This is a genomic window from Nocardia sp. NPDC060255, assembly GCF_042727395.1.
Lineage (GTDB): Bacteria > Actinomycetota > Actinomycetes > Mycobacteriales > Mycobacteriaceae > Nocardia.
The window spans coordinates 1-17623 of the sequence record NZ_JBHXAU010000031.1 but is presented as its reverse complement, the minus strand read 5'-3'; the positions used below and the strand labels follow the sequence as shown (position 1 = coordinate 17623).

The window sequence follows — 17623 nt, the reverse complement described above, 5'->3', positions numbered from 1 at the left end:
ACCCGTCCCTGGATACTGGAGAAATGGACGGACCCGGACCACTCGGCGACTTCCTCCAAGCCCGACGGGCGAGGCTGCGGCCGGAGGACGTCGGATTGCGCGAGACCGGACCCCGCAGGCGGGTGAGCGGTCTGCGGCGCGAAGAACTGGCCCAGTTGGCGGGGGTCAGCGTCTCGTATTACGCACGGCTGGAACAGGGGATGTCGCGCGGGGCCTCGGCCGAGGTACTCGACGCGGTCGCCCGTGCGCTGCTGCTCGACGACCACGAGCGCGCACACCTCGACCGCCTCGCCGACGCCGCGCGCCATACCCCTCGGGTGCGCCGGCCACGGCCCGAGAAACTCGTCGACGAGACGCGCGACCTGCTCCGCGCCGTCGACGGCGTCCCGGCGCTGGTGCTCGGCCGACGCACGGACGTGCTCGCGTGGAACGCCCTCGGACACGCCCTGCTCGCCGGACATCTGGACTTCCACAGCCCGGACGACCCGGCGCGGCGGCCGAACATGAGCCGGATCGTCTTCCTGGACCCGCACTGCCGCGAGCTGTACGCGGACTGGAAACGCAAGGCGCGCGCGGTAGTGGGCAACCTGCGCATCGCCGTCGGCAAGTACCCGGACGACCCGCTGCTCGCGGAACTGATCGGCGAGCTGACGATGAAAAGCCCGGAGTTCGTGGCACTGTGGGGCGATCATCGCGTGACACCCTGCGACGCAGCGTCTTACGAACTGCACCATCCCGTCGTCGGCGCCATGACGGTGACGCAGCAGACCCTCTCGATCGCCCGCGCCCCCGACCAGGCGCTGATCGTGTGCACGACCCCCGCGGGTTCGCCCGCCGAGGAAGCCCTCGCATTGCTCCGACAGGCGAGCGAGGGCGTTACCCGGACGACGTCAGTATCTGTATAACACAGCGCTGCAACAGATTTGGATGCTTACGGCAGGTCGGAGAAGTGCACGTCGTGCGCCACCGCGGTCACCTGAAGTCCGTTGGGGCCCGGCTGGATGGCCGTCAGCTTCGCGCCGAGCGGCAGCTTCTGTAGCGGCACAACGAAGGTGAGGGTTCGGCGCAGCATCGCCAGGGGCATCGCGGGTCCGCCCGCCGCCGACTGCACCGACACCGGCGTGACCTCGATCCCGTTGTCGGTCGGCGCGACGGTGACGACGATCGTCGCGGGCACCGGGATACCTTCCACCGAGAAGGTCCCGGTGACTCGCAGCCCGTCCGGGCTGTCCGACATCGACTCCACTCCCTTTGGCGCGTAACCCTTTACGGTGTCGTAGGGAACCACGGCCGTCGCCGTCGCCGTTGCCGCAACAAGATTCGACGTCCGGTTGTTGAGCAGGTCGGTCAGCGGCGCGGCCACATCGGTCAGTGTGACATCGAGGTTGTGCACGGAGAGGTTCTGCTCGCTCCAGTCGCCCACCCGGATGCCGATGTCGTGATACTTGCCGTCCAGCGCCTGGGTCAGGAACGGGACGCCGCGAATATCAACGCTCGGTTGCTGCGGAAGCTGGTAGTCTGCCGCGATCTTGCGGCCGATCTCGTTCTGCGCCAGCACGACCGCGACTCGGTCGCCGGCGACCAGCGCGATCGCCAGCACAATGATCAATATCAGAAATGCGCGCATGCGCTCACCGGTTCGGTCATCCCACCATCATGCTTGCCTGGTCGAGTACATCTCGGCTCCGGCGGGGGTGTCGATGGACACGATCAGTCGGATAGGCCCGAGGAGCTGGGGCGATCCGGAGGCCGCCGTCGTGGACAGCGAGAGATTTCGGCGCCGAACGCTGGCCTTACCGAGCGGTTGCGTCGAGTTCGAGCATGCCCTCGATGGCACGGCCGACGACGACTAGCCTGGGCCCGGTGACTGTTACAGAGTTGCCCTTCGGGTCATGGCCGACCGCTATCACCTCCGAATTCGTCGTCACGGCCGCGGTGCGGCTGTGGGAGGTACGGGCGGACGGGACCGATGTCTATTGGCCGGAGGGACGTCCCGCCGAGGGCGGCCGGACCCAGATCGTGCGCCGCAGCGCGGACGGTACCGTCACCGACCTGCTGCCCGAGGGCATGGACGCGCGCACCGCGGTCCACGAATACGGGGGCGCGGCCTGGTTCGTGCGCGACGGCGTGCTCTGGTTCACCAACTGGGCCGACCAGCGGCTGTACCGGCTCGAGCCCGGCGGTGTGCCCGTACCGCTCACCCCGGTCCCCGCCACGCCGCGCGGCGACCGATACGGCGACGGCGAGCTCGCCCCCGATGGCCGCACCGTCCTGGTCGTCCGTGAAAGCCATCCGGTCGACGGACGCGGCGCGGTCGATGTTCGCAACGAGATCGTGCGCCTGTCCGCGGACCGCGAGTCGCAGCCGGAAGTCGTGGTGACCGGACCGGATTTCGTCGTCGCGCCCCGGCTCAGTCCGGATGGGGCTTCGCTCGCGCTGGTGTCGTGGGATCACCCGTCCATGCCATGGGACGACACGGTACTACGGGTGCGCGACCTCGCGACCGGCACCGACACCGTCGTCGCGGGCGGTCCGGGCGAATCGGTGATGGAACCGCGCTGGCAGCCCGATGGCTCGCTGCTGTTCCTCGCCGACCGCAGTGGCTGGTGGAATCTCTACCGCTGGGCGCCCGGCGGCACCGTCACCCCCGTGATCGAGCTCGATGCCGAGATCGGTATGCCCGCTTGGCAATTGGGCTCGTCGCGCTACACCGTCCTCGACGACGGCAGCATCGTCTTCGCCCGCTGGCGCGACGGCTACGACGGTCTCGGAGTACGCCACCCGGACGGCGCGGTGGCCGACCTGGACCTGCCCTTCTCCACGATCACCGCGATCGCGCGTGCCGATACGAACGCCGTTGTCGTGGTGGCGGCCACGCCGACTACCGAATTCGGCGTCTACCGCATCGAATTCGGCGGCAGCACACCACATGTCGAACCTCTCCGCCCACCACGGGAACTCGGCCTCGACCCCGCATCGCTCTCGGTGCCCGAGCCGATCTCCTTCCCCTCGACGGACCGCACCGGCGCACCACGGACCGCGCACGCGCTGTTCTACCCACCTGCGAGCAACCAGTACGGCGGCCCAGCAGGGGAATTGCCACCGCTGTTGGTCATAATCCACGGCGGCCCAACAGCTTCCGCGCTGCCGACACTGTCGCTGGGCACCCAATACTGGACCAGTCGAGGATTCGCGGTCGTCGACGTAAACTACGGCGGCTCAACCGGATACGGCCGCGACTACCGCGATCTACTCAAAGACGCATGGGGCATCGTCGACGTAGCCGACTGCGTCGCCGCGGCCAGCTGGCTCGGCGAACACGGCCGAGTCGACCCGCAACGGCTCGCCATCCGCGGCGGCTCGGCAGGCGGCTACACCACCCTCGCCGCCCTCGCCCGCCCGGACACCCCCTTCGCCGCCGGCGCAGACCATTACGGAGTCGCCGACCTCGAAGCCCTCGCCGCCGACACCCACAAATTCGAAAGCCGATACCTCGACGGATTGATCGGGGAATTCCCGGCCAGGCGCGACATCTACCGCGACCGATCCCCCATCCACCACGTCGACCAACTCCGCAAACCCCTGATCGTCTTACAGGGCAGCGACGACCCGATAGTCCCGCTCAACCAGTCACAAATGATCGTCGAGGCCCTAAGAGAACGTCGAATTCCCGTGGCATTCCTCGTCTTCGAAGGCGAACAGCACGGCTTCCGCCGCGCCGAAAACATTCGCCACGCACTAGACGCCGAACTGAGCTTTTACGCCCAAGTCTTCGGATTCAAACCACCCCCGGCCGAAAACATCGACCCGGTAACCGTTGAAAACCTCAGCTAATGCGTCTGACTGCATTCCCCCCGCGGAGGTACTCGGGGCGCCCGAGTACCTCGGTAGCTGATCCATAAGTCCGGCAGTTACTCGGCCTACACGACGTTATTATTCGAAAATTACTGTGCGCCTGTAGGTTCCCAGCATCCGGTTGTCTCGAGTGCAACGATGCCTGGAGGAGTCTTGACATCAACAATTGCGACCGCTCCGAATAGACTTCCGCTGTTGGGCCATTTTGTTCCGATGCTGCGTGATCCGGCGGGATTTGTGGCATCGCTGCCGGCTTACGGTGACCTGGTTCGCATCGGCATGGGGCCGATCACGGCCGTCATGGTCTGTGACCCGTCTCTGACACAGCAGGTGCTGCGGCACGATCGCGTCTTCGACAAAGGCGGGCCGGTGTTCGATCGCGCCAGGGAGGCGATCGGCGATGGCCTGGGTACCTGTCCGTACTCGATGCATCGCCGGTTGCGGCGCCTGATGCAGCCCGCGTTTCACCCGTCTCGCATGGCCGAGTACGCGTCGGTCATGAGCCGGCAGATTACCGAGATCGCCGAATCCTGGCACGACGGGCAGATCGTGGATGCCCGAGCACAGATGAAAACGCTCACCTTGCAGGTGACCACCGCGACGTTGTTCGCCCATTCGGTGCCGAAGTCGAGTCTGCATCGCATCTTTCGCGACGTCGATACGGTCGTCGACGGCGTGATGCGGCGGGCGATCATGCCGGCCCCGCTGCTGCGGTTGCCGATCCTGGGCAACCGCGCGTACTGGCCGGCGATTACCCGTTTGCGTGCCGTCATCGGTCAGGTCATCGCCGAGCGTCGCGCCGCGGACGTGCATCCCGCGGACCTACTCTCGGCCGTGATCGACGCTCGCGACACCGACGGCGGCGGACTGAGCGACACCGAGATCATCGACCAAATCCTCACCCTGTTCGTGGCAGGCACCGAAACCACCGCCAGCGCCCTGCAGTGGGCGCTACACCTGCTCGACGAACATCCCGACCTTGCCGCGCGGCTGCGGATCGAGCTCGATACCGTCCTGGCCGGGCGGCCCGCCCGCTACGACGACCTGCCGCACCTGCCGCTCACCAGCCGAATCATTACCGAAACCTTGCGCGTGCGATCACCGTTCTGGCTCGCCACCCGCACTGTCACCGAGGACACCGAGCTCGGCGGGCATCCACTGGCGAAGGGCGCAATCGTGGCTTACAGCCCCTACCTTTTGCATCATCGCGCCGACCTCTACCCCGATCCCGACCGTTTCGACCCCGACCGGTGGGATCCCACCATCGCGACCCCAGCGCAACGCAGCGCCCTGATCCCCTTCGCCGACGGTGCCCGCAAATGCATCGGCGACACCTTCGCCGTCACCGAAGCCTGCCTGGCGCTGGCCACCATTCTTGCCCGCTGGGAGCTGCACGCCATACCCGCCCAAGACTCCAGTCCCGCCCTGTCCTCGATATTGCGCCCCAGGAAGCTGCGTATGCGTGTCACTGCCCGGCACGCCCCTGCGGTCTCGGCCAGCGATCCCGATGTGCTCGGGACTTCGTCGCTCCCGGGCCGCTGACAACGCTCAGTGCTCCCGAAACCGAGATGACCCGACAGCGCTCGAGCGAGGACCTCATGACCGACATCCCCACCACGCACCGCGCCATCGCTCCCGACGTCCGCTACGTGATCCCCAGGATTGTCAGCAGTTTTCCGAGCGAGGTTCATCCTCTCTACGACAGGACCGTCGCGTCGGTGAACGCGCGGTTCCGCCCGTTCCTGCTGGACTACTTCGAGGAGCGCGAGAGCGACAGCCGCCGCACCGACAAATTCCTCGGCCAGAGCCACCCCTACTGGGGCGCCTTGTGTTTCCCGCACATCCTCGAAGAGCGGTTCTTCGGGTTCATGACCTGGATGCTCGCCACGTCCCTGGTGGACGACTCCTTCGCCGACCCGCGTATCCACCAGGTGCCCGGCGAAGCGGAGGCCCTGAAGCAGTCCTACGTCGCCCTCCTGCGGGGGGAACCGTATGCGGAGAACCGGCGCACCCGCGCACTGGCCGCCGCGGTGTCGCACTACGGCGGTCCCTCCTCCCAGGCAGTGATCGACCGCATGCTCCGAGCCTTGGTCGACGTCATCGAATCGAGCCTGCGGGAACTGCAGGGCGGGGTATCGGCCAGCTTCGCCGATATGGACACCTATCTGCGGTTCCGCCGCACGAACGTGTACGGGGAGTGGCTGAAGCCGATGACCGAGTGGGGGCTGGGCATCGACCTCGACGAACGCGCGACCGAAGCCGGTACTCTCCGGCATCTCCACGATCTGGTCATCGACCACTGGATCCTGGTCAACGACATCTTCTCGTTCCCCAAGGAACTCGAAGCCGGGGAAGACATGAACTGCGTCTTCCTCCTCATGGACCGCGAAAACCTGTCGCTGCAACAAAGCCTCGACCACGCGGCAGCCCTCGCTATGGCGACCGAACAGGAATTCGTCACTGCCAGAGGCACACTGGCGACCGACCACCTCCCACCCGACCACGACGTGCGGCGGTACCTGCTGGAGCTGGAGCACATGATCTCCGGCAACCTCCAATTCCACCGCTGGACGAGCCGCTACCACGGCTACACCCGAACCGACCGCCAACAGAACGGCTCCGCCGAACAGACGTCACTGTACCGACGCGGAGACACACACAACCCCCTGTAACAGTTCATCTCTCATGTTCAACGCCACTTCTCGTGCTCGATCAGCGCTGTCGGCGACGGATGTGCATGTGCTGGAAGCGGCTGCGCGCGGGCAAAACCGGCTCCGGCAAGGGCGCGGCGTCGGCCGGTGCAGGACGGGCCGCCGGATCGATAGAGTGTTGCCGTGAAAGAGAACTTGGGCAAGGGCGATGGTTGCGAACTGCCTGCCAGCGCTGTCCATTGGCTCAGCGACGATCCGCAACCGGGCATCGTTCTAGTCGAGTTGGTAGATGCGCATGGGCGACCTCACCAACTGGTCGGTAAGAGCGCCTACTTCGGCGCGGAACTGCTTCCGACATCGGCCTATCCGTGCCCGACCACGGTCGAGTGCACTATCGAGGACATCGACGACGGCATAGCTACCGTCAGCACATGGTGGTTGTCCGGTGGCCCCGACGACGTGCCGTTCGTCTTCGATGTACGGCTGGACGTTCTCAGTCCGACCGACCGCCTGCCACCCCGGAGATTCTGACCTAGAGCGTATCAGCATCAACTATCCGAACCAGGTAGCGAGTCCATCAGGGCTGCAAGGGTTTTCCCGAGGACGTCGTCGGCCTCCCAGTCGTAGAACTCGCCCTGGATTGCCCGCAGATCGAACGGCGGATCGTCCTGCTTGCGGTCCCAGCCCCACAACCACCGGACATGGGCTGCCGCAACGGTTTCCACGGCAGTCAGCACGTGGACTGCTCCCCCATGGCCCAGCACCCGATCTTCTGCATCATTCGCTGCTCGTCTCATCAGTCGATAATCGGCAGCGAACAGCCGTACTGCCAGGCTGCCCGCCTCCTGGTACCGGGACACCCGCAGCGCTATCGCTTGCTCAGGGCAGATACCCGACCAGAGCTTCGCCGATACGACGCGCCGCGGCACATGGTTCTTGGGGCGCATCGGGCTGCAGATTCCGCGTGACGAAGACGGCCAGGCCGCTCGGTACCGTGACGCCGATGTAGCAGCCGATTTTGTTCGTGTCTTGGGCGGCGTGGAATTGGTAGGCCGCTCGGTCGCGGATCGGTACGGGATTGACATCGACGTAGCGTCCGGTCTGGATAAAGTCCTGGACCGTCTTCCTGGTCGACACGATCGTCAATTCGGACTTGCCCGTGACGGACGGCCAACGACACGTACTGTCACCCGAGCTGTCGGATCCGGTAAGCACCGTCTTGCCGTCGGGGCGAAATCCCACCTTGGTGATATCCGCCGCGGCTATCCCACAGGGATCCCAGAGCGCGGCGGGTGCCGCCGTCGCGGGCTGCTGGGCAGGCGCGGCCGTCGCATTCGGACTCGCGGTATTCGAATCTTCGCTTCCCGCAGGCGGGTTCACACTCCCGGCCGACGTGCTCTCGACCACAGCGGTTGTCGGCGCCTGCGAGTTACCCGGGGCCGGTTGACCGTTGGTGGAACTGCTGCCGCATCCCGCGAGAAGCACTGCGGCACCGACGGCCACGACCAGGGCACCCACCGATTTCCTTCTACCGGACATTCGCGAAACCCCTTCATCACCAATCGTTTTGGAGAGCGATTCACCTCCCCCGAATCCGACTCTACGGTTGGCATCGATAGCGCAGCAAACTTACAGTTGCCCCCAAAACGGCTGCCCCGAAAACTGTGGCGGCCCAGCCGAGAGACGTCCGGCTACGGCCCGTTCCCTGAGGCACGCGCCCGATCACCTGGTTCAGTCGAGTGTCACCAGCACGCATTCGTCCAGGTCGGCAGCAAGTCGATACAACTTCGCATACTGGGCAAGTAGATCAAGAAGATATTCGCGATCCTGCGGACTCTTATAGACACCGGCTGCCACCATCGCGTCAGCGTCGAACAGTCGAGCAGCGCTGTCCACACTATTCTCCACATAGTCGGCTACGGTCCGCGCAATAGCTGGGCGGACGAATCGGAGCGTAATCCCTTGCCCCGCAGTCGCACCCGAGGCGAAGGGCTCGGCCCCGAATACGGTGATCTCGGCCAGCCCGCTCGGATTGCGTCCATCGCCCTCCCGGCGGTTCGGCGCAAGTAACCAGTAGACGGCATCCCATGCCCGCGTAGTGAAGGTTCGGTCGAGGATGCCGGGTCGCTCGAGCACGATCTGGCGAGCGACGGGCGCCAGCTCTTGCCAGAGGGGATCGTCCCGGTATGCGGAGTGGGCCAGATCCTCGGTCGCCAACCTGCCGAAGAACACAATCGCATCCTCGGCCGCCGCACGATCGCGCATCGCACGTGCCAGCAGCGGATCGTAAGGAATTGCCTGGTATCCAGCGTCGAGCCCCATCCTCAGACCATAGAACTCGGCACCATCAGCCCCGCAGGGTGACGATGGCCTTCTCGATGCGCCGCTGGCGCGTGTCGGGCTTCTTCGCACTCTCGATGGCGTGCACGTGCTCGCGTTTGCGGCTATAGGCGAGGTTGTCGTAGGCGGCGCGGGCGACGGGGTCGTCGTCCAGGGCTCGGGCGAAATCCGAAGGCTCGACGACGACGCGCGGCTGGCTGTCGAGCTCCAGTTCGACCTCGACCTCGTCGCCGATCGCTACTCCCGCGGCCTGCCGGTTGGCGTTGCTGAGGCCGAGCAGGTAGCGGCCGCGCATGAGGGCGACCCGGCTCTGCCAGGAATGCCCGTTGATCGTGATCGTCACCGGCGGGCGCGCACCCGCACCGAGCGCTGCGACCATTTCGGGCGGAACTTCCAGACCCCGCATGGGCTCGGGTGGCTCGACGTGGGTCCGAAACTTCATGTTCTTTCTCCTTGTTGGTCGCGGCTGCTCGGTGGGGTTCAGTTGGCCGCTTTCGCGACCAGTGCGCCGATCATCTGTTCGTCGGCGGAAGTGAGGCCGGTGAGGCCGAAGGAGGTGGGCCAGACGGTGCCTTCGTCGAGGGTGGCCTTGTCTTCGAAACCGAGGGTGGCGTAGCGGGATTTGAACTTCTCGGCGGATTTGAAGAAGCAGACGATCTTGCCGTCCTTGGCGTAGGCGGGCATGCCGTACCAGAGCTTGGGCGTCAGGTGCGGGGCGTGTTCGGTGACGATGGCGTGAATGCGTTCGGCGAGCGCACGATCGGCGTCGCCCATCTCGAATCTTGGCGAGGACGTCCGCGGTGCCGTCGGCCTTGGTGGCGCGGGCGCCGCGACGAGCGGCGGTCGCGAGTTCCTGAGCGTGGTCCTTCATGGCGGCGCGTTCCTCGGCGGAGAAGCCGACGGTGGGCTTGTTCTTGGTGGTGGTGCGAGTGGTCATTGTTTCCTCCGTGCGATTTTGCGGGTTGGGTTGCGGGGTAGACACTTTCAGCGATCTTGGAGCAGACCGAGGATGTTGCCGTCGGGGTCGATGACCTCGGCGACTCGGCGGCCCTGGCCGACATCGCGCAGGCCCTGCTGCACCGTTGCGCCCGCGGCGGTCAGGTCGGCCAGCGTGGCCTCGATATCGAGCACTTCCCAGTAGATGACCGGGGTGGTGATGGCCTGCGGGCCACCGTCGGGAACCAGGCCGATGTGGTGACCGTCGATCTCGAAGCCGACGTAGTAGGTGCCCTCGATCTGCGGCGGCACGCCGAGCAGGGCGGTGTACACGGCGGTGGCCGTGGCCAAGTCGGAGACGGGGTGCAGCACGGTCTTGATGCCCTTGGCCGCGGCGGTCATATGTGCTCCTGTAGGTCCGGTGTTTGTGCTGGTCGGTACGGGAACTACGTTAGGTTCGGCGAGACTGCGTGACATCCGTGGTGACCACGGAACCCGCCACTGAGCGGGCGCACGGAGATGCTCTCGCGCGAGTGAAGTGGCGGTAGGTGAGAATGTGGACGTGTCGAAGTCGAAGCTTGCTGCCGGGATCTCGGACCGTGAGGCCGAGGTACTCGCCCTGGTGGGGCAACATCGCAGCAATGCCGAAATCGCCGCGCAGCTGTTCATTTCCGTGCGCACCGTGGAGACCCATGTGTCCTCGCTGCTGCGCAAGGTCGGGGTTGCGGACCGGCGGGCGCTGGCCGGACGGGCGGACGAGTTCGAACAGGCAGCGGACCGCGGCGCGGCGGCCGCCGTGCTCCCCACGCCGCTGACATCGTTCGTCGGCCGCGAGCGGGAACGCTCCGCGCTGCGCGAGGCTGTGCGGGCGCAACGGCAGGTGACCGCGCTGGGGCCCGGCGGAGTCGGCAAGACGCGGCTGGCCTTGACTGTCGCCGCGGACCTGGCCGGCGAATTCACCGGCGGCGCATGGTTTGTGGACCTGGTGCCGGTGACCGACCCGGCGATGACCGGGGCCGCGGTCGCGCGGGCGCTGGGGCTCGGCGAGCAGCACGGGCGCAGTCTCGACGACTCGGTGTCGGCTGCGTTGGGTGAGCGCCGGGTGCTGTTGGTGCTCGACAACTGTGAGCATCTGCGCGACGGGGTAGCGCCGTTCCTCGAACACCTGCTCGCGCATTGCCCGAACGTGACCGTGCTGGCCACCAGCCGTGCGCGGCTGATGGTGCCGTTCGAGCAGGTTTTCACGGTGCCGCCGCTGTCGCTCGGCGATGACGTCGACGACGCCGTGGCATTGTTTGTGGATCGGGCCGCAGCACTGGGTTGGCCGGTGGACGCCAAGCACCTGGACCAGGTGCACGAGATCTGCGGGCGGCTCGACGGGCTGGCGTTGGCCATCGAGCTCGCGGCCGCTCGGCTACCCACCCTCGGACTCGACGGACTCGGCGCGAGCCTCGCGGATCCGTTGCGGCTGTTGGTCGGTGGCCGCCGCGCCGACGAACGGCATCAGTCCGTGCGGGCCATGCTGGATTGGAGCCAGGCGCTGCTGACCGCCGAAGATCGGTGCGTGCTGCGGCGGGTCTCGGTGTTCGTCGCGCCGTTCACCGCCACCGACGCTATGACAGTGGCGGGATCGCCGGAACTGGATCCGATCGTGGTCGCCGACGGGCTGGCTCGGCTCACCGAACAAAGCCTGCTGACCATGGTGCGTTCCGCGCACGGCACCCGGTACCGGGCATTGGAGACCATCCGCCAATACGAACGCGAAGAACTGGCCACCGCCGGTGAACTCGACGAAGTCCTTGCGCGCCACCTGAATTGGTGCACCGCGACCGCCGAACGGCTGCTCGCCGATCCCGCGCCGACTACCCGCGAATGGCGCGCCGCGTTCGACGCCGCCGCCGACGATATGCGCGCGGCACTGACCTGGGCGGCGGTGTTGCCCGAGCGTCGGGCTGAAGCGCATGGTCTGGCGATTTCCCTGGCGCAGTTGGCTTTCAGCAGAAATCTGATCACTGAATCCCAGCGACGCTACGAACAGGCGGCGGCGCTGACCGATGACCCGGCCAGCGCCGCCGCAGCGTTGCGGCGAGCCGCCGAGGTGGCCGGTTGCCGGATGCGCGGCGCGGACATGTATCGCCTCTACCGCGCTGCCGCCGAAACCGTCGGCGGTGCAGGCGATTCCGCGGCGTCAGCCCGGGATCTGGCGACCGCCGCGATCACCGTCTACCGCATGTCCGACACTTTCGCGCAGCCGGTTGCGCCGGGCGAGGCCGCGGCGCTGCTGTCCGAGGCGCGCGAACTCGCCGGTGCGGACGCGGCCGCACTCGCCGCCGTGGCCCTCGCCGAATGCGGTGTGCTCGCCGATCCCGCCATCGCCGAGGAAGTGTCGAAAACCGTTGCACCCGAGCCGATCACGTCCACCGGTTTCACGAGCACGGAACTGCCGGAATCGGGATCGCCCGGCACTGTGGCGATTTCGCTCGCGCACCGGGCGGTAGAACTGGCCGATCGCACCGGCGACCCGCTCGCCCACAGCGCGGCACTCGACGCCCTTGCCGCGGCCCAGCTCTGGGCTGGGGATGTCTTCGCCGCCGCCGAGACCACCCGTCGGCGAGTCGCCTTGCTGGCCTCCCTGCCGCTGACGCCCGCCAGTGCGCTCGAACGCGTCAACGCGCTTTCCGAGGCGGCCGACATCGGCATCGGCGTCGGCGACCTGCCGAATTCCCGCCGCTGGGCCGAACAACTGCGCGATCTGCCCTTACTGGCCGAGCGTGGCGATTTCGCCAGCTCCGCGCTGCTGGTCGTGGACGCCCTGCTCGGCAATCTCGATGAAGTACTCACCGGCAGTGGACGATTCGCCGATTCGTGGGAGCGCTCCGGCCGCCCCTCCGTCGCTAATCTCGCCCCGGCCGCCGGGGCCGTCGCGATGGCCCACGGTCTGCGCGGCGACGACGCCGCACGCGCCGAGTGGCTGGCTATCGCGGATGCCCTCGGCGGCAAGTCCGGCCATCAGGTCGCCTACCGTGCTGTCTTCGACGCCATCGTGCTGCTCGACCGCGGGCAACCCGAACAAGCGCTGGCCGAACTGGTCACCGAGCCGGATGAATTGGACGAGCACACCATCTGGATTTGGCGACACTGGTATGTCGCCCTGCGCGCCGAAGCCGCGGTCCTGGCCGGCCATCCGGATGCGCGCGGCTTCGTCGCCGCGGCTCGGACCACGGTGTCCGGCAACCCGATAGCCGGTCCGATCGTCGAGCGGGCTGCCGCCCTACTCGACGATGACCGCGGCCAACTGCAGGCCCTCGCAACGGAATTCGAACGAGCCCACTGCTCCTATCAGTACACCCGTAGCCTGACCCTGGCGGCTGACGGGTCCTGATCGACCGTTCAGGCGATGGCATCCCATACGTACCCGTCCGCGTCGGTGAACGAGCCGATGCCGCTGTCCATTACCAGGCGGTGCGATCCGCTGCCTTCGAGCGCGACTCCCGCCTCCTTGGCGGCAGCCTTGCGCGGGTACAACGCCAGGGTGACCGGCGAGCCCGGCTTCGCGAACTCGGCGTACTTGCCGCCGAAGCTCTTCGACGCCGTCAAGCCGCGGTCGACATAGAACTGCTTGCTGGCCTTCACATCCGACACGCCCATCAGCAACACGAGGTCGTCGATCTCACGGGTGAACGGGCCCTCGTCCTTCTTCTTCGAGGTGGCGATCTTCCAGATCGTCCCCTCCGGCGCCTGCAGCACCGCGCTGTAACCCCACAGGCTCTTCTTCGCGGGCTTGAGGACGGTGAACCCGACGTCGACCGCGGTGCCGACGAGACTATCGACGGTGGAGGGCTGCGACACCACCAGCGACAAGATGAAGCCGCGGAAGCCGGTCGTCGGCGCCTGCGCAGCCAGGAACCCGAGCCGGTCACCCAGTCCGAACGCGGCGTCGTAGATCGCGGCGGCGGCCTGCGGATCGGCCACCTCGAGGTGAATGTTGATGTCGGTGCTGATGTTCGTGTTGATTTCCATGCTCATAAAGTTAGATTCGGGGCCGCTCGGTCACATCCGTGCCGACCACGGAACACACCACTGAGCCGAGACTACGGGAGTACGGATCGACCACCGCCCGACCCACGCCTTAGCCCTTCCGAGATATGTTGCTGGACAAGCGATCAGAGGGAACTGAGGCAATTCGCCTCGGCCGATGCCGACCTCAGTCCCCTCTGATCATCTCACCAACAGGGTCGGTACTGTTTGGGCGAGCGGGTTACAGATACCTGACTGTCAGGGTGACGTTGCCGTCGATGGGGACTTCGTCGTTCAAGGTCAGGGTGTTGGTAGGGGCAATTATGGTGTGCAGGACCAGGTCTACTGTCAGTTGCCGACAGCGCAACGGTTGACTGAGGTCGTCCATGGATGCCACCGAGAGGAGTCGGCCTGCCCTCCAGACGGCATCAAAGTTCCAGGTGTCGCCTTGGTCATCGGAGGTAATGGGTAGTACCTCCACACCGTCGGCGACCGCATTGCGCAAGACGACGACATACCAGCCCAGCTTTTCGGTTTCGTTGATCAGCCCAAGGCCATAGTTGCCGGGCTCCACGGCCGAGTACGCGCGGTTGTCGATCGACTCCAACGCAATGAGGGTCGCGGCGTCACAGGTCACCGAGAGCGACGTCATCTGCTGGCCGAGCACCGTCGGGCTATCCGGGTTCAAGTCCTTGACAGAGATCTTCCCGTAATCGACCACACCGCCATTCGACAGGCTGGGTTCGCAGGCGCTGGGGGTGATCAAGCCCCTGGTCGTCTGATCGGCCGCCTGAGCGCCGGATAGCACGCGGAGAGTGAGGCTCGATCCCTCCGTGTTCGTCACCTTGGGGGACGTCGGAACGGTCACGACCGGGGACTTCAGTTCCGCACCCGAGTCGAGCCGCACGACGTAGTAGAACTCGCCGGTGATCGCTTCCTTCTCGGGAGCAGCGCTGCCGCTTGGGGATTCGACTGTCGGCCGTGACTGCACCGGCGCCGACTTCGCCGACCCCTGCCAAAATGCCGTGATGGCGGCGCTCGTGATGGTGATACCCCTGTCCTGCTCCTGGATCATCCAGTCACCCGGCAGGGTGTAAGTGATACTGTCCCCGACTTGTTCGACGATCGGTGCGGGCAACTGCGGTCTGGTTTCGGCGCTCATGTGTGTGGGGCTCCTCGGTCATCCATGGGCAGCCACCGACCGTTCGGCAACTGCGCAAGTCCAAGTACTGCAACACCTGCCGAACCACCGAGAAAGGATTGCAAGACAATAACTCTCGGCACGATCGACCGTGCTCAAGATTCTCACAGGTCGCCCGCCCGCGCAGTCGAATCCACTTCCGCGCTCGACGGCTCCCCTACGAGCGACCAGTCAAGCCGACTCGGCAGTCGCGACCGACCAGCAGCCGCCCGCGCCGCAGCCTTGCCGACGCGCGCTCATCGACAGAACCGGACATGACTGACCGGCTGGCCTGTCCCGGACGACGGACAAGCTGAACACACTCGTTTCGACAGGTGCGCGCGTTGAAAACACAGGGGCGATGCTATGACCCCAGTCCGCCCCGGTACCGGGCAACGGGTGCCGCCTGGATCGACGACTCGGCCATCGAGCCCCTTACCGATATGCTGCGGATATGGCTGACATCGATTGGAAGGGACTGTGGCGCAACGAATACGGCTCGCGCCTCACCATCACCGACGACACCGGCGGCACGCTGACCGGCACCTTCGAAACCGCCCTGCGCGACAGTGCTTTCGCAGGCTCCGCAGTCCCGATCCAAGGACTGCACATCGGCCCCTGCGCCCAATTCTCCTTCGTAGCCGCGGGCGACATCCCCGCCATCTGCTCCTTCACCGGTCTGCTCCGTGACGGAAACCTGCACGCCGCTTGGCATCTGGTCTCCGACCAGGCCGTCAAACCCCCAAGCCCCGGCGCTCCACCCGAACTGCTCACCCTCCCCTGGGCCCACGCGGTGCTCACAAACAGCGACACCTTCACTCGCGCAAGCGACTGACCGCGAACCCACCGAAACCCCAGACCGCCGAGCCCAGCGCGCGAGCCAATGAGATCTGCGCGCAAGCAGCTCGGTCAGGGCAGCAGCAGATGTCTACCGTTCACTCGACCGTGGGGTTCGCGTGCAGGAGTTGTTCAGCGATCGATCGGACGCGAGCCAGCGTGATCCCGGTCCGCTGTTCGACGGCCAGCGGATGGTCAGTGGGCTCTAATTCGATGAGTGGCCGACTCCCTACCGGCTGGGTATGAAGATTGGTCTCCAGATCCACAGTCGTCGGTTCGTACAGAGGAAGTTCCGTCGCCAGCCACCCGAAATACGGTGGCTCCTCGGCCCGCTCGGGCTTCTCCCACAACTCCGACATCCTGTCGAAATTGTGCTTGCTGACCGATACCCACACTCCCCAGTCGAACTCGCCGCCGGTATCCACGATCGGCAGCACCAGGCGCGCCCGCACGAAAAAATGCGTGTCAGCGATGACGCACTGTTCCTCTCCCAGCACGCTGCCCGGTTGGCACGCAAGGTCGGCGTTCCAAAACGCGGGTGCGAGGGCTCCGTAGCTGAGTGGCGGACCCTCATGTAGTTCCGCGCAGCACGAGCAGGAGAAGGTGGAGCTGATAGACACGCCAGAAGCGTATTGCCCCACCATAGATCAGCACCTTCCGGGGGCGCAGGGGTGACGCCGGCAGTCGACCGGCCTAGTCCGGGGCCCGTCCAACGTCCGCTCGGAACGCGCGGGTCGCGGCATAGCGGACGTTGGACTTCTCGCGAGTCCCGCAACAGCCCGGCGCGTGGAACCGGCTTGTCCGCCGCTACTAGAGGATGGCCCCGGGCCAGATGTCGGTGGCTCATGGCAGTGTCAGCCGCTGTGATTGCTTCAGCTGATGACGACACCGGTGGCCTCGGGTGGCTGTACGACAGGAATCTGCCGCTGGTCGGCCTCACCTTCGCGCGTCAGATCAACGCCCGAGAGCTATTGGAGCGGATGGGCGTCGACCGAGACACGGTGGCGGTGCGCGGGATGGACGACTTCCATTACGAGCTGGGCGGCGTTCTCTACGAACGTGACGGATATGTGGTCACCGCAGGGCATTACCGAAGCTGGGCCTGGGCTCAGGAGCACGGTAGCTGGAAGTCGAGGGAAGACCGAGGACTGGTGCTGCGCGCCTCGATCGGGACCGCGGCACTGGAGCTGCACGCCACCATGAAACCGGGATCGGTGTTCGGATACGCCGAGAACGGCCACCTCATCACCGGCCTCGACACCACCGACCTCTTCACACGGACAGGCAGTGACCCGCACCGCTTCGACACCGAGATCCAGGCCGTCGGCGCCCGACCCGAAGAACACGAATACGGCCCCCGGGGGTCCCTCGGACTGTTCTACCGGCTCGCAGAGAACCTCGGCGTCGGGGTGCTTGAAGAAGATGCTCGCATCGACCGTCCCGTCCTCAGCGGTCGGCTCCTGCCCCCAGCCTCGCAATAACTACCGAGTCACCCGACACGCGCGCCGACGTTTCGTGTTGGTGGGCGAGGTCGTCCATGTTCTGCACAGCTACTGTGCGCGCACGGTCAGCGACCGGGAGTCGCTCGCCCCATGATCGAGATGATCTCGCCCCGTTGATCTTCCCAGGGCGAGCGGGGAGAATTCGGCGAAGTCCAATACTTACCAGACCGGAAACCGGTGGGGGCGGGCCCAAATATGCCCCCCCCCCCCGCGTCGATAACCAAACCATCCTGGCTAGAAATAAATATGCCGCCCCCCCCCCCGGCGTCCCCACGCGCCCAACAAAGCCCCGGCCCCGCCGACCA

At 66.1% G+C, this 17623-nt stretch carries 18 protein-coding genes; 8 read left to right on the top strand and 10 right to left on the bottom strand.

Annotated features, from left to right (window positions below; genetic code table 11):
- Positions 1-23 precede the first annotated feature (23 nt).
- Positions 24-905, top strand: coding sequence for a helix-turn-helix domain-containing protein (locus ACFWF1_RS37690; protein WP_379290889.1), 882 nt, complete (start codon positions 24-26; stop codon positions 903-905).
- Positions 906-931: 26 nt separating this feature from the next.
- On the opposite strand, the gene ACFWF1_RS37685 is transcribed toward ACFWF1_RS37690, so the two are convergent.
- Positions 932-1627: a DUF2993 domain-containing protein gene (locus ACFWF1_RS37685; protein ID WP_379290887.1), complete on the bottom strand. Its 696-nt coding sequence runs from the start codon at positions 1625-1627 to the stop codon at positions 932-934.
- Between the two features lie 236 nt (positions 1628-1863).
- Here ACFWF1_RS37685 and ACFWF1_RS37680 point away from each other — a divergent pair, with 236 nt between their 5' ends.
- The 4 genes from ACFWF1_RS37680 (at position 1864) to ACFWF1_RS37665 (ending at position 7037) form a co-directional block, all read left to right on the top strand.
- On the top strand, positions 1864-3834 hold the full coding sequence (locus ACFWF1_RS37680) for a S9 family peptidase (protein WP_379290885.1): 1971 nt from the start codon (positions 1864-1866) through the stop codon (positions 3832-3834).
- 159 nt (positions 3835-3993) lie between these two features.
- Positions 3994-5397: a cytochrome P450 gene (locus ACFWF1_RS37675; protein ID WP_379290883.1), complete on the top strand. Its 1404-nt coding sequence runs from the start codon at positions 3994-3996 to the stop codon at positions 5395-5397.
- 56 nt (positions 5398-5453) lie between these two features.
- Entirely contained in the window at positions 5454-6527 is a 1074-nt protein-coding gene (locus ACFWF1_RS37670) for a hypothetical protein (RefSeq protein ID WP_379290881.1), read from the top strand.
- Positions 6528-6689: 162 nt separating this feature from the next.
- The gene (locus ACFWF1_RS37665) at positions 6690-7037 is read left to right on the top strand and encodes a hypothetical protein (RefSeq protein ID WP_379290879.1); all 348 of its coding nucleotides are present in this window, start codon (positions 6690-6692) and stop codon (positions 7035-7037) included.
- Positions 7038-7054: 17 nt separating this feature from the next.
- Here the strand turns inward: ACFWF1_RS37665 and ACFWF1_RS37660 are convergent, their stop codons facing one another.
- The 6 genes from ACFWF1_RS37660 to ACFWF1_RS37635 form a co-directional block, all read right to left on the bottom strand.
- Positions 7055-7243 (bottom strand): hypothetical protein, encoded by a 189-nt coding sequence (locus ACFWF1_RS37660; protein WP_379290877.1) that lies wholly within the window; start codon positions 7241-7243, stop codon positions 7055-7057.
- Positions 7244-7385: 142 nt separating this feature from the next.
- Positions 7386-8024, bottom strand: a complete 639-nt coding sequence (locus tag ACFWF1_RS37655; protein ID WP_379290876.1) for a DUF3558 family protein — start codon at positions 8022-8024, stop codon at positions 7386-7388.
- Positions 8025-8237: 213 nt separating this feature from the next.
- Positions 8238-8828, bottom strand: a complete 591-nt coding sequence (locus tag ACFWF1_RS37650) for a DUF1877 family protein (protein WP_379290875.1) — start codon at positions 8826-8828, stop codon at positions 8238-8240.
- A 25-nt stretch (positions 8829-8853) separates the two neighbouring features.
- Positions 8854-9288, bottom strand: coding sequence for a YdeI/OmpD-associated family protein (locus ACFWF1_RS37645; protein ID WP_379290874.1), 435 nt, complete (start codon positions 9286-9288; stop codon positions 8854-8856).
- A gap of 38 nt (positions 9289-9326) precedes the next feature.
- Positions 9327-9620 (bottom strand): iron chaperone, encoded by a 294-nt coding sequence (locus tag ACFWF1_RS37640; protein WP_379290873.1) that lies wholly within the window; start codon positions 9618-9620, stop codon positions 9327-9329.
- A 210-nt stretch (positions 9621-9830) separates the two neighbouring features.
- The gene (locus ACFWF1_RS37635; protein WP_379290871.1) at positions 9831-10184 is read right to left on the bottom strand and encodes a VOC family protein; all 354 of its coding nucleotides are present in this window, start codon (positions 10182-10184) and stop codon (positions 9831-9833) included.
- A 160-nt stretch (positions 10185-10344) separates the two neighbouring features.
- On the opposite strand from ACFWF1_RS37635, the gene ACFWF1_RS37630 reads away from it, so the two are divergent.
- The gene (locus tag ACFWF1_RS37630; RefSeq protein WP_379290869.1) at positions 10345-13164 is read left to right on the top strand and encodes an ATP-binding protein; all 2820 of its coding nucleotides are present in this window, start codon (positions 10345-10347) and stop codon (positions 13162-13164) included.
- 8 nt (positions 13165-13172) lie between these two features.
- Here ACFWF1_RS37630 and ACFWF1_RS37625 read toward each other — a convergent pair whose 3' ends face one another.
- The gene (locus ACFWF1_RS37625) at positions 13173-13802 is read right to left on the bottom strand and encodes a glyoxalase (RefSeq protein ID WP_379290868.1); all 630 of its coding nucleotides are present in this window, start codon (positions 13800-13802) and stop codon (positions 13173-13175) included.
- Positions 13803-14040: 238 nt separating this feature from the next.
- Positions 14041-14607: a DUF1120 domain-containing protein gene (locus ACFWF1_RS37620; protein ID WP_379291067.1), complete on the bottom strand. Its 567-nt coding sequence runs from the start codon at positions 14605-14607 to the stop codon at positions 14041-14043.
- Positions 14608-15433: 826 nt separating this feature from the next.
- Here ACFWF1_RS37620 and ACFWF1_RS37615 point away from each other — a divergent pair.
- Positions 15434-15814 carry an avidin/streptavidin family protein gene (locus tag ACFWF1_RS37615; RefSeq protein WP_379290867.1) on the top strand — a complete coding sequence of 127 codons (381 nt, stop codon included), beginning with the start codon at positions 15434-15436 and terminating at the stop codon, positions 15812-15814.
- Positions 15815-15914: 100 nt separating this feature from the next.
- Here the strand turns inward: ACFWF1_RS37615 and ACFWF1_RS37610 are convergent, their stop codons facing one another.
- Positions 15915-16460: a DUF2199 domain-containing protein gene (locus ACFWF1_RS37610; protein WP_379290866.1), complete on the bottom strand. Its 546-nt coding sequence runs from the start codon at positions 16458-16460 to the stop codon at positions 15915-15917.
- 219 nt (positions 16461-16679) lie between these two features.
- Here ACFWF1_RS37610 and ACFWF1_RS37605 point away from each other — a divergent pair, with 219 nt between their 5' ends.
- Complete coding sequence (locus tag ACFWF1_RS37605) at positions 16680-17297, top strand: DUF6461 domain-containing protein (protein ID WP_379290864.1); 618 nt, start codon at positions 16680-16682, stop codon at positions 17295-17297.
- Positions 17298-17623 lie beyond the last annotated feature (326 nt).